General features: G+C 60.8%; 14 protein-coding genes. 5 read left to right on the plus strand and 9 right to left on the minus strand.

Going from position 1 to position 12046, the window contains the following annotated elements; genetic code table 11:
• The first annotated feature begins 113 nt into the window (after window positions 1-113).
• Complete coding sequence (locus tag NUW23_12280) at window positions 114-1523, plus strand: TrkH family potassium uptake protein (protein MCR4426942.1); 1410 nt, start codon at window positions 114-116, stop codon at window positions 1521-1523.
• Window positions 1520-2236: a histidine phosphatase family protein gene (locus tag NUW23_12285; GenBank protein MCR4426943.1), complete on the plus strand. Its 717-nt coding sequence runs from the start codon at window positions 1520-1522 to the stop codon at window positions 2234-2236. The genes NUW23_12280 and NUW23_12285 overlap by 4 nt, the downstream gene beginning before the upstream one ends.
• Here the strand turns inward: NUW23_12285 and NUW23_12290 are convergent.
• The 7 genes from NUW23_12290 to NUW23_12320 all read right to left on the minus strand — a co-directional run bounded on the left by NUW23_12290 (window position 2233) and on the right by NUW23_12320 (window position 6357).
• Window positions 2233-2367, minus strand: coding sequence for a hypothetical protein (locus NUW23_12290; GenBank protein ID MCR4426944.1), 135 nt, complete (start codon window positions 2365-2367; stop codon window positions 2233-2235). The genes NUW23_12285 and NUW23_12290 overlap by 4 nt on opposite strands.
• A gap of 280 nt (window positions 2368-2647) precedes the next feature.
• Window positions 2648-3517, minus strand: coding sequence for an ABC transporter permease (locus NUW23_12295; GenBank protein ID MCR4426945.1), 870 nt, complete (start codon window positions 3515-3517; stop codon window positions 2648-2650).
• A 1-nt stretch (window position 3518) separates the two neighbouring features.
• Entirely contained in the window at window positions 3519-4472 is a 954-nt protein-coding gene (locus NUW23_12300; protein ID MCR4426946.1) for an ABC transporter permease, read from the minus strand.
• Window positions 4454-4693, minus strand: coding sequence for an ATP-binding cassette domain-containing protein (locus tag NUW23_12305; protein MCR4426947.1), 240 nt, complete (start codon window positions 4691-4693; stop codon window positions 4454-4456). Before NUW23_12305 ends, NUW23_12300 begins: the two co-directional genes overlap by 19 nt.
• 158 nt (window positions 4694-4851) lie before the next feature.
• A complete protein-coding gene (locus NUW23_12310) occupies window positions 4852-5115 on the minus strand; it encodes a hypothetical protein (protein MCR4426948.1) in 264 nt (87 codons plus the stop codon).
• Between the two features lie 24 nt (window positions 5116-5139).
• Window positions 5140-5505: a TetR/AcrR family transcriptional regulator gene (locus NUW23_12315; GenBank protein MCR4426949.1), complete on the minus strand. Its 366-nt coding sequence runs from the start codon at window positions 5503-5505 to the stop codon at window positions 5140-5142.
• A 48-nt stretch (window positions 5506-5553) separates the two neighbouring features.
• Entirely contained in the window at window positions 5554-6357 is an 804-nt protein-coding gene (locus NUW23_12320) for an FkbM family methyltransferase (protein ID MCR4426950.1), read from the minus strand.
• Window positions 6358-6567: 210 nt separating this feature from the next.
• On the opposite strand from NUW23_12320, the gene NUW23_12325 reads away from it, so the two are divergent.
• Window positions 6568-7995, plus strand: coding sequence for an FMN-binding glutamate synthase family protein (locus tag NUW23_12325; GenBank protein ID MCR4426951.1), 1428 nt, complete (start codon window positions 6568-6570; stop codon window positions 7993-7995).
• Between the two features lie 245 nt (window positions 7996-8240).
• Entirely contained in the window at window positions 8241-8876 is a 636-nt protein-coding gene (locus NUW23_12330) for a superoxide dismutase (protein ID MCR4426952.1), read from the plus strand.
• A gap of 141 nt (window positions 8877-9017) precedes the next feature.
• On the opposite strand, the gene NUW23_12335 is transcribed toward NUW23_12330, so the two are convergent.
• Window positions 9018-9791 carry a LysM domain-containing protein gene (locus NUW23_12335; GenBank protein MCR4426953.1) on the minus strand — a complete coding sequence of 258 codons (774 nt, stop codon included), beginning with the start codon at window positions 9789-9791 and terminating at the stop codon, window positions 9018-9020.
• A gap of 379 nt (window positions 9792-10170) precedes the next feature.
• Between NUW23_12335 and glpQ the strand changes: the two genes are divergently transcribed.
• Entirely contained in the window at window positions 10171-11238 is a 1068-nt protein-coding gene (glpQ, locus tag NUW23_12340; GenBank protein ID MCR4426954.1) for a glycerophosphodiester phosphodiesterase, read from the plus strand.
• A gap of 16 nt (window positions 11239-11254) precedes the next feature.
• Here the strand turns inward: glpQ and NUW23_12345 are convergent, their stop codons facing one another.
• Window positions 11255-11911 (minus strand): hemolysin III family protein, encoded by a 657-nt coding sequence (locus NUW23_12345; protein MCR4426955.1) that lies wholly within the window; start codon window positions 11909-11911, stop codon window positions 11255-11257.
• Between the last annotated feature and the right edge of the window lie 135 nt (window positions 11912-12046).

Genomic DNA, 12046 nt, shown 5'->3' on the forward strand with positions numbered 1-12046 from the left:
TTCTTCTTTCCCCCCTTCTTCCCCTTCCCGCACCCTACTCTAAGATTACACCGCCGTGAAGTTCTCGGGCTCGCGGGCAGGAAAATTGACAAGCCCGCACCAGGAGTGGTACATTGAGTGCGTCCGATAGGGGGTTCCTGTTCATGGGCATTGGCATGACCCTGCTAGGCAGGATTCGCAACATTAGGCTCAATCCAGCCCAGTTCCTCGTGGCAGGTTTCGCCCTGGTCATCTTCATAGGATCCATCCTTCTCTCTCTGCCGGCCGCTTCCGCGGACGGCTCGAGACTCCGCTACCTGGACGCGCTTTTCACCGCCACGTCCGCCACTTGCGTGACAGGCCTCGTGGTGGTAGACACTGGCCTTCAGTTCTCGCTCTTTGGAGAACTAGTCATTCTCGTCCTGATACAGGTGGGTGGCCTGGGCTTCATGTCCATGGCCACCCTGATCGCGCTCGCCCTCGGAAGGCGCATAACCCTCCGCGGAAGGCTCTTCCTGCAGGAGTCCCTCAACCAGTTCAGCATGGCTGGGCTGATCCGGCTCACGAGGCACATAGCCCTCACCACTCTGGTGCTTGAAGCCATAGGGGCCGTGATTCTAGCCATCAGGTTCTCGTCGCGGCTGCCCGCCGGACAAGCAGCTTACTACGGCATATTCCATGCAGTCTCCGCATTCTGCAACGCAGGGTTCGATCTCTTCGGACCGGTTTCTGGGGCGTTCTCGTCCATCACCTCGTGGGCCACAGACGCGGTAGTCGTTCTGACCATGGCGGCACTGATCATAGCCGGGGGCTTGGGCTTCCCCGTGATCGTGGAGCTCTCCGGCCGTCGGCATGCCAACTCGCACCGGGTTTCCCTCCACACCAGGCTGGTGCTGACCGTCACCGTCTTCCTCTTGACGCTCGGGACCCTCGTGATACTGGGTCTCGAGTTCGCGAACCCAAGCACCATGGGACACATGGACGCCGGAAATAGATTGCTCGCAGCGTTCTTCCAAGCTCTCACACCGAGGACCGCTGGATTCAACACCGTAGACACAGCGAGCCTCCGGCCAGCCACCTTGTTCTTCGTAATGATCCTCATGTTCATCGGAGCCTCTCCGAGTTCCACTGGAGGTGGAATCAAGACCTCGACGTTCGGTGTGCTCATCTCCACCATATCCTCTACCATCCGTGGATATGATGAAGTGGAGATGTACGAGAGGCGCATACCCAGGGATCTCAGCCAAAAGGCATCAACCATAGCATCCATTGCACTCGCTCTGGTGGCTGTGGTGACGATGCTTCTTTCCATCACAGAGAGCGCAACCTTTCTCGAAGTCATGTTCGAGGCCATGTCCGCCTTCGGGACTGTGGGTCTGTCAACCGGTATAACACCTCGACTGTCAGACTTTGGTCGCATCCTGATAATCATGACCATGTTCATGGGACGACTCGGGCCGCTCACTGTGGTGGTTGCTCTGGCGCAGCGAAAGAAGATTGTTGCCAATGTCCATCTCGCTGAAGAGAGGGTTATGATCGGATGAGAGTATATGTGGTTCGTCACGGCGAGACGGGATGGAATCGGGAAGAGGTCTTCAGAGGCAGGGCCGATATACCCCTGGACGATACCGGCCTAGCCCAGGCGGAGGCGACAGGCAGAGCGCTTGCGTCCGTGGGCCTCACAGCCGTGTACTCCAGCCCGCTTTCCCGCGCCCTCCAGACTGCGGAGGCCATAGCGTCCTTCCACGGCCTGGATGTCATCCCACATGAAGGCTTTTCCGACATAGACGTCGGTGAATGGGAAGGTGTACAGATCGAGGCGGTGAAGAGGAATTACCCTGACTTCCTCTCAGCGTGGCAGCGCGACCCCGCGAGCTTCACCTTCCCCGGTGGAGAGAGTCTTTGCGCTGTGATGGAGCGCGCGGTGGCTTCACTGGAGGAGGTCGCCTCCAGACGGGAACATGATGCCGCCGGGCGGGACCGCGACGCCGCCATCGCAGTCGTGTCCCACCGCGTCGTAAACAAGCTGCTGTTGCTCTGGGCTCTGGGCGCCGGCCCCGAAGGGTTCTGGAGGATCCGCCAGGATACATGCTGCATCAACTTGGTGGAAATGACCCCGATGGGCCCGGTTGTGCACACCGTGAACGATAGGCATCATCTTGAGGGCATAGGGGCCTCGAAAGAGGAGAAGGCTGCGCGCAGGAACGTATTCAGATGCGCACAGCCTCCGCCGGAGAAACCCCCTGCTGACTTCTAGCTTTCTGCTTCTTCCCTCTCCTCGGGCGTCTCCCGTGGAGAGTTCAGCATCTTCTTGAGTATCCTGAGCTTGATCGGAACCACGGCCACCGCCACCACGCCGATGATGATAACCCATACCCGCCACGCCATTCTCATATCCTCCTCAGAGTTGATTTGAGTCCCTCCGCAAACGGGCCTGCCGCCAACACGGGCCAACTTCCTCCGGAGCTGGCTCTTTCCGCCGCAGCGACTTCGCGGCGCAAGTTCGTTCGCCCGCTATTCTCCGCCTCCCCTGGCGGGACCCGCCAGTTGCAGCCTCCGGCCCATAACTGGGAGGAGCAGCGCGACCATCGCGCCGCTCAGGCCGGCCGTCGCGAGCGCGGCCGGGATGAGCGGAAGCGCCGTGTCGATAACCGCGCGACGAAGCGACTCAAACGCCCCGTAGTTCGGAAACGGGTACACGAGCCACATTAGACGCGTCGGGATGAAGATTGAAGCCGCCGGGATGCCGATAAAGGGCACTATCAGTATCTTGAGAACCGCGATCGCTCCGATCTGGCTTGCCGCGGCGGACCCGATCAGGAAGCCGAAGAGCACAGCCAATCCAAGGGAAGCCACGGCGCCGACAGCGAGTCTCCAGTAGTCCACCCCCAATGGGCCCACCAGGATGAAAGTCGCCGCGACCGATAGGACAACCGCAAGTATGGAGCCCAAGGCGGCTTTTCGCGAGAACATACTCCATTGTGCCTGCGGGGCTCACCGCGAGCGCCCTGAGGACTCTGGATTGCCTGTCGTCGATGACGCTGAACCCAATCCCTACGCCCCCGATTAGCACACACGTCAGGACCAGAAAGATCGCAGAGTATTCACGGGCAAACGACGTCGCGGTGCCGATGGTCCTGATATCCGCCCTGACCAGGCTTTCTCCGTCGGTCACGTAATCCAGGATCGTCCCGGGAAGTTCGCGGATGTAGCTTTCCTCGTTCCCCTCGAGGATCACCCGGAATCCAGATTGGCCCAGGTTTATCCCCGGCACGTCGTCGAACTCGAGGACCCGCCTCTCCAGTGATCCGATGTCTGGGTACCGGCTCACTATCGCATAGTCCTCAAGCGCCGCCACAATGTCCGCTGGCACCGACGAGTCCACCGCGAACTCCATATCCATGGCCTCCATGGACGGAAGGAAGACCCGAAGCAGCGTCGCCGCGATCAAAGGGAACAAGATCAGGTAGATCATGATGTTCTCCTTCATCGTGAACAAGACGTCCTTCGCAAGCAGGCTTTTTATGCGCCGAAGCATTTCAGCGGCCCTCCTTCATCAGTCGGCGGTCCACCGCAAACCACGCAAGCCCAAAGGCAAGCGCGGCCTGTGCCGCCAGGGTCAGGGCAAGAGGTAGGCAGAAACCTACCTTGCCTGTTGGGAACAGAAGCTCCCGCGCAGTGAACATCAACTGGTATGAAGGCGTCAGCGGGAACCACGCGGGCCTGAACGAGGGGAAGAAGTATGATCTCACCGGCAGGCCCATCGCCAGCATCATGAGGATCGCCGGGTAGATGAAGTCGGAGATCCCCCCAAAGAACGTCCCCACCACGAGACCAAGAGACGTCATGACAGCGCGTGTTGCCGCTACCACCAGCATGACCCTGGGCAGGTTCGGATGGAGTCCGATTGTGAACACAAGAACGAGAAGCCCGTACACGACCGCCATTATCACATTCGCCGCAACTTTGGACCCAACATAGGTCAGTGTGGTGGAGGGGCTGACCCGAAATGCGCGGACTCCGCCCTCCGCCTTCCCCTGGAACATCATGACTGCAACAAACAGGAACCCCAGGAACACCATTTCCGTTGCGAGGACTAGAGGCACAAGGCTCTTGTTGAAAGGAGGCTTCACGCTCTCCGGCCGAAGGAAGATGTTTTCGTGAGCTTCTGGCATCCCAAGCCCTCCGGCATCGCTCCACACCCGGGCCACCACCGCCCGCAGGGCGAGTATGGCCGGGTCAGGCTCGTATCCCTGCCTGTATATGGTGGCCTTCGGGTCCTCTGGGCCGCCGGAGAACACGATCCCGAGCGCGCGCGGGTTCTGTTCCATGATCTCCAGCAGCTCCTGCTCGGATCGGAGCAAGCTCGCATCCTGACCCTGGCTCCGAAAGAACCCCGCGATCAACTGCCCCTCTGTCAGATCGACCACGTACTCCACTGCCCCAACTTTCACCTGGGCAGGCACAGCGAAGTTCAGGACCACACTGAACACCACTGCCAGCCCAAGCTGGCGACGTCCTTGCCCTCGTACTTGACACTGCCCTTTTGCACCTGCAGCAGCCCAGTCATGATGCTCTGCGCAGTGCTCTTCCCGGCTCCACTCGGGCCGAGAAACCCAAAGATCTGCCCTAGGGGAATCTCGAAACTGACGTCCCGCACAGCAGGGGAGCTCGCGCGTGGATAGGTGAATGTCAGGTTCTTTACGTCGATCATTGTCAGCCGTCCCTCCGTTGTGTCCTGCTCTCCCGAGGGCCGCCCTAAGGGTCTGCAGCTCATCAGATCCGCAGTCCTTCACGCCTGCGGCCCCTCAGGTCCGTAGGCAGACCGCCATGAAATCCCCCAGACCCGCGGCCTTTCGCGTTTGCGGCCCCTCAGCCCTGAGGCTGAAGCCCGGTCTTCATCAGTCTCACGAGGTCCTCCACCGCCCCGGGCAGGTCCAGATCCTTCACTCTTGACAAGTTCTCTGGCAGGAAGAGCTCAGTGAACTCGACTCCGATCCTGTCCGCCAGAAGCTTCCCGAATTCAGTACTGAGCGCGTTAACGTAGAAAACGATGAGATCGAACCGCAAGTCCCTCCGGATCTGCCCCGTTTTCTGCGCTCCCTCGATTAGACCTCCCAACCAATCCCTTGACATAGACTTCATCTTCCCGAATATCTCCTATTTGAAAGGGCTCTCAAGCGCCCCTGTCGGGATCCTGCTCTCAAGGGGTTGGTCGATGTCGAATCTGGCCCCGGTCAACATCAATTTGGCATAGCTTCCGTAGAAATCGTTCCAGTCGAGCTTGGGGGCGTGCTTTGAGATGAAATCCAGCTTCGCCTGGCCCGCCCCAGTCACGAGGTAGAAGTAGAGGTCTTTCTTGTCCTCGAAGTACTGGTACACACTGCCCTTGGCAATACCAGCGAGCCTCACGATCCGAGTGACCGATGCCTGAGCGTACGTGTTTCGCGCGAGTTCCTCCATGCCTATTTGAACGATCCTGTCACGCTTCGCCTCAGGCAGGTTGAAGAACGTCTGAGTCGGCATTGGCATGCCCCCTCCCTCACGTGAGCAGGCGGGCACGTGACCATCCGGTCATGTCAAGTGGTCGCTCGAACATCTTCTTCTCATAACGACACTTGGGTTCCCGTCCTCGGCAAAGACCTCGTCCAGCTCCGTGGGGATTGCCTCGCCGTCGGGGGCCAGAGTGAAAAACCCGGCGTCGTGACTTCGGGAGATCTCCGCTAGAAGATCGTGAAACGAGAGCCGGTCGCCTGAGAGCATCATCGGATTCACCTCGAACACCCATGTCTCCACCGACCAATTCTCAATCAAGTCGGACGCGCCCAGTAGCGCGTGGTATTCTCCGCCCTCAATATCCAACTTGATCAGGTCGATATGGTCCCCCGCCCTGAATCGCGAATCAAGACGTTCCGCAGGCACCTCCACCTGAGTGATCTCATCAGTGTAATGGTGGAAGTACTCCTTTCCGTGCCTGTGGATGGAAGCGTGTCCGCGAAACCGGGTGCTCAGGTAGAACGCGATCTCGTCGGAGGATGAGTAGACCGCGCACTCCAGGGGCGTCACCCTGTCCCGAAGACAGTTGATGGACAAGTTGTCTAGAAGGAACGAATGGTTCACTGGGTCCGGCTCGTAAGCCGTCACCTTGCCTTTGGGTCCAACCAGGTGCCCCATGAGAACCGTGAAGTAGCCTATGTTGGCCCCGACATCCACGCAGGTGAACCCGGGCTTGATAGTCTTCCCAAGGTAATTCGTAAGCTGCGGCTCGTGGATTCCGTTTATGATCAGACCAGGGGCGACGCTCAAATCCTGAGAAGGCACGATCAGCATGCCGCCCCAAACCGTCGAAATGAGAGCCTTGCCGCTCCCAATGTACATGCCCCTCAAACCCAACACCTCGCTTTTTGCTTGGGCCGGCTGCGCCGGCGCGAAGGCATTCGCCGACCGCGGCGGCTGCCGGCGGCCCCTGCATGGGCCTGCGGCCAGCCCGCCATGCTCGCGCCCGGCCTAACTCAGCTGTATTCCGCGGTGAATTCACCTGTGCGGCAATACTAGGAGGCAGAGAGATTCGGAAAGCGAGGTATGAATATGGTTCTGCAGTGGATGACGAACATTGCTTCAGGGGCGATGAACGAAGCCGCGGACGATCTGGTCTTCAAGATGCTCAAGGACAAGTACACCGACAACCTTCTCTCGGTGCTGTCGGTCGCCAAGCGCATGTCGTTCTTCAACATAATGGAGCTTCTCATGCGCGCGACACAAGGAACCGCCCTCGAACGGCCGCTCGGCACGCATCTCCACCTCTCCCCCTGGGAACTGCTTCTGCTAAACCCGGTTCACCTGTATCGGCTTCCCGTTGAGGACTACCTCACCATCGACACCTCCGTGACAATCGGACCCGAGTCCGAGAACCCCCTCAAACTCCAGATACCCGTGTTCATCGCGGGCATGTCATATGGCTCCGCTCTGAGCCGAGACGCGAAGGTCGCGCTCGCCCGGGCCGCGACAGAGATGGGCACTGCCACGAACACAGGTGAAGCCGGGCTGCTGACTGCTGAAAGAGAGGCCGCAACGAGACTCATAGGCCAGTACAACAGGGGCGGATACCTCAACACGCCGGACAAGTACACTCAACTCGATGCAGTTGAGATCCAGCTCGGGCAGGGCGCGCAGGGGTCGTCCCCCCAGCGGACCGCGGCCCGATTCATCGACGAGGAGATGCGACAGGTCTTCGAGGTAGGCGAAGGAGAGGACGTTGTGCTCCACTCGCGAGTTCCCGGGATCGACGGGCCCGCCGACCTCAGGCGGGTCGCGGGACAGCTCAGACGCGATACCAAGGTCCCGATAGGAGTCAAGATGGCGGCGTCTAACTTCATTGAGAAGGAGCTCGCGATCGCCCTCGACGCGGGAGTGGACTTCGTGACAGTGGACGGGGCGGAAGGCGCATCCCACGCCACATCTCCCACCAGCGAGGATGACTTGGGCCTTCCTACCATATACGCGATAGCGAGGGCGAGGAGGTTCCTGGAGTCCCGTGGGGCTCGGGGCCGGGTCTCCCTCCTGGCGGGAGGAGGCCTCTTCACCCCGGGGCAGTTCCTCAAAGCCCTGGCCCTGGGAGCGGACGCGGTCTACATAGGCACCGCCGCGGTCATGGCCATGGTCGCGCAGCAGCTGGTCAAAGCCAGCCCGAGGGAACCGTCTCTCCAGCTCGTCCTTCATTCAGGGCGCCTGCACGAGAAGTTCGATGTGGAGCTCGCAGTCAAGTCCCTGGTCAACTTCTTGAAGGCATCCGTAGATGAGATGAAGAACGTGATGTACTCCCTTGGCCACGCCGCAGTCTCCGAGCTGGGACCAGATGACCTCTGCTGCGTCGACCCATGGCTCGCGCGGGCTCTCGGAGTAAGTTACGCCGGGGTCGCGCCAGAGGAGCAGGACGCTTTCTTCGCAGGCATGCAGGCAGGGACAGGGATCGGGATCGGGACTGGAGCACACGAGGCGGCGATTCCGGGGCATTAGCCAGGTGGATGGGGCGCGGAGCGGCCCGAGGTCAGCCGGCAGAGGCGCCGGCACGCTGAGGCATCCCGGTCCACCGGGGCGTCCGGACCAGCCAGGGCTTCCGGATCCGCCAAGGCTTCCGGGCCCGCGGAAGGGCGTCGGACCGCCGTGCGGGCTGGCACCGGAGCGAGAGCTGCCGACCGGGCATACCATGGGAATCGGAGGTGATCAGGTTGGTGTGTGCAGAAGGGACGCAGCCAGAGAGTATGATCCCAGCGGTGTTAGTGGTTCCGAGGGGCGAGCACAAGCTGCCGCCTCTGCCCTACTCCTATGACGCGCTCGAACCCTATCTGAGCCGGACGCAACTTGAGACGCATTACACGAAACATCATTCCACCTATGTGGAAGGCTTGAACAAGGCGGAGCGAAAAACCGAGCGTGACTGGGCCAACGCAAATGACCTTGCATTCCATGGGTCAGGCCACATACTGCACAGCATCTACTGGACGAACATGCGGCCGGGTGGAGGCGGAGAGCCGGATGAAATGGTCGCAGAGCAGTTGAAGGCGGCGTTCGGATCGTTCCAGCAGTTCCGCGAGGAGTTCACCCGGGCGGCGGAGGCGGTTCGCGGGTCGGGGTGGGCCGTTCTCGTCTGGCAACCTCAGTGGGGCAGGCTCGAAATCCTCACCGCAGCAAGGCATGAGAACCTGACACAATGGGGTACGATACCCATCCTCGTCCTGGACATGTGGGAACATGCTTACTACATCGACTATCATAACAGGCGAAAGGACTACATCCAAGCCTGGTGGAACCTTGTAAACTGGGCTGACGTCGAGCTCAGGCTGAGGTGCGCGATGCCCGCCCGGGTGCCGATGTGGGCGTGGACCACCTCGTCCTGATAGCGGCCTGGTTCTTCGGAGTGGGAGTCGCGGCGCCGCAGCGACGGAGTGGCACGGCCGGGCGGCGGCGCTCCACACATTGAAGCCAAACCGGACCTAAGAGGCCTGCTGTCACCGGCAGGCCTCTTTTGTGAGTCTTCTCTATCTGCAGTCGGCTACAAGCCCGCCCAGGACTGGGCCGGGGAACACATCCACACTGCCGATGCTGAAGAAGATCGGTGGGAAGGATGTGGCGACAGCGCCCACCCACGTGAAAGTCCCCGGGATCTGCACCATCGGGATCTCGAATGTGGTCCGCTCCCATGCCAAGAGGGCCGTGTATGACGGGGCCCCTAACCCCGCTGGGCTCGGGAGATTCGTCCCCGCCACCAGAACCTGGGTCTGGCCCGTAGCGTCTGTGCGAATCCATGCCACACCCCCGGCGCCTGGGGCCGTGGGCAAAGTCGGCCTGAGCAGAAGCGCGCATGCCCTCGGCGGAACCGGCACAGGGGTGAGAGGAACGCATATCGCCTGCCCTACCATAAGGCGCAACGGGTCGATCCCCGGGTTCGCGAGGAGCAGGGCGTCCACGGTGATCCCGAATCGGAGGGCGATCCTATACAAGGTGTCGCCAGGCTGCACTATGTATATAGTCCCGCCAGGGCAAACTGGCGGCATTGGCGGCACAGGCGTCGGAGGGGCGACTCCAGGGATGCAGATAACCTGTCCCACCTGCAGGTTTCTGGGATCAACCCCGGGGTTTGCTGCCTGAATGGCCTCAACAGTCGTCCCGAAGCGGCGAGCCAGCTCCCAGAAGGTATCCCCAGCTCGGACCTGGTACAGCGTCCCACCGAGGCACGCGGGCACCTGGCGCGTTCCCGCCTCTTCCTTTTGTGTTTCCTTCTGCGTCTCCTTCTCCTTCTCCTCTTCCTCCATGGTCTCTCACTCCCCATAGGTAGAGTCTACAGCACCATATGCTACCTGGCTCGGGTTTGCCAGAGGGCGTAAGGCACATATCCGCCCCGCGCCCTAGCTGGGCTGAGTGCGGGAGCCCGGACGTGGTCGGCAACGGCGCCGAGACGCCTCGTCCTCTCGCAGCAGAGTCACACAACCCGCACGTGATAGCAGGCCAATCCCAGATGCCTCGTCCTCTCCCGACCCGGTTGCGCGAGGAGCCCCGGGCAGGAGAATAGGTGGAATACTTAGAATACTACGCGCAGAGGAGACGGCTGGGAGACAGCCGCGGGCCCGCGGCCGCGATCATTGGAGCGCTCCTCTGAGAGGGGACTGCTACTTCGAAAAGGGGGGGTGGGGAATGTCTCTCCCGCACAAATCCGCATTGCGCCACAGGGCACTCGTGTCGGCGATCGGCATGGTTTTGGCGGTCGTGGCAGCGTGGCACGGAGCAGGCACCGGAGCATGTCTTGCAGACAGGTGCGGTACTGGGGCGGAGACGGCCCGGAAGATCGTGATCGCTCACAGAGGCGCCTCCGCCTATCTTCCAGAGCACACGCTGGAGGCAGCATCGATGGCCTACGCAATGGGGGCGGACTTCATAGAGCAGGACGTTGTCCTCACAAAAGATCTCGTCCCCATCGTTCTGCACGACATCTACCTTAACGCCACCACCAACGTGCGCGAAGTCTTTCCGGACCGCGCCAGGCCCGACAGGCGATGGTACGCCATCGACTTCGCACTGTCCGAGGTGAAGGCGCTCAGGGTGAACGAGAGAGTCAACCCGGCAACGGGGATTGTTGTGTTCACAGGCCGGTTCCCGGTGGGCAAGTCCAAGTTCGAAGTGCCCACCCTTGCGGAAGAGATCGAGCTGATCTTGGGACTCAACAAGAGCACAGGGCGGAATGTTGGGATCTACCCGGAGATCAAGGGGTCCGCCTTCCACCTGAGAGAGGCGTTCGATATAGACCGCATCGTGCTGAATGTCCTCTACGAGTATGGATACCGGGACGCAGATTCCAATATCTTCGTGCAGTCTTTTGAGGCGCATTGTCTGATGCGCCTGAGATTCGAGTTCGGCACCAAGCTTCGCCTGGTCCAGCTGATAGCGGGTTCGCGCGACTACGATGCTATGGTCACCCGGGAGGGGTTGGACAAGGTTGCCACGTATGCGAACGGGATCGGCCCGACGACGTCGAGGATAATGAGCTCTCGCGGGCAAGCTGTCGACAACCTGTCACTGGTGCGGGAGGCCCAAGCCCGCGGGCTGGTGGTGCATCCCTACACGTTCCGGGCGGAGGCGCTGCCGTCTTACGCGCGGAGCCTGGAAGAAGAACTCCGTCGCTACTATTTCGAGATCGGAGTGGACGGGGTGTTCACGGACAACCCGGACATCGCTCACAGAGTATTGCAGGAGGGCGAGAGGTAGCATACAGCGTGGGCCTTCAAGCAGCGAGGGGAGCGATGTACACGGCGATCGCGACGAAGTGCGCAGCGCTCCCCACCACTGTGAAGAGGTGGAACACCTCGTGAAACCCAAACCGCCCCGGCACAAGATCAGGCCACTTCGTCGCGTAGATGAAGGCGCCGAGAGTGTATGCCAATCCGCCTGCGATGATGAGGACGATGGCGCCCGTCGGGAGCGTCTTCATGAGCGCCGGGAACGGGATTACCGCGAGCCAGCCGAGGATGGCGTAGAGGACCGCCGTAAGGGCCCTGGGAAGCCCGATGAACCAAAGTTTCAGCACCATTCCCAGGGCGGATAACCCCCAGATCGCCCCGAGTGTCGCCCATCTCCACGCCCCGTCCAGCCCCACGTAGAGCACAGGGGTGTAGGATCCCGCTATCAGGAAGTAGATGGCCATGTGGTCGACTTTCTTGAAGATCATAGTCTTCTCTGGAGTCGTAACCACCCAGTGATATACGGAACTTGCGCCGTAGAGCACCACCATGCTGGTGCCGTACACGGCCATCGTTACCAGGCCAGGGACTGAGTGCCTAGTCAGCACGATGAGGACAACCAGGCCTACGATCGCCGCTGCGAACGCCGGAAGATGGGTAAGAGTACTGCCGGGTTCCCTCATCCGAAAAGATAGCCTCATAAAGACCCCTCCCGTGTCCAGTGCTCCTGTGCCCACTCTACCACACAACCGAGATCCCTGCACTATGCCTCCGGCGCTTAGGACCGCGTCAATCCACAGTAGGGAAGAAGAGCTGAAGAGCCTTTCCGTAGCGCT

The sequence above is a fragment of the Bacillota bacterium genome, from assembly GCA_024655925.1.
Lineage (GTDB): Bacteria > Bacillota > DTU025 > DTU025 > JANLFS01 > JANLFS01.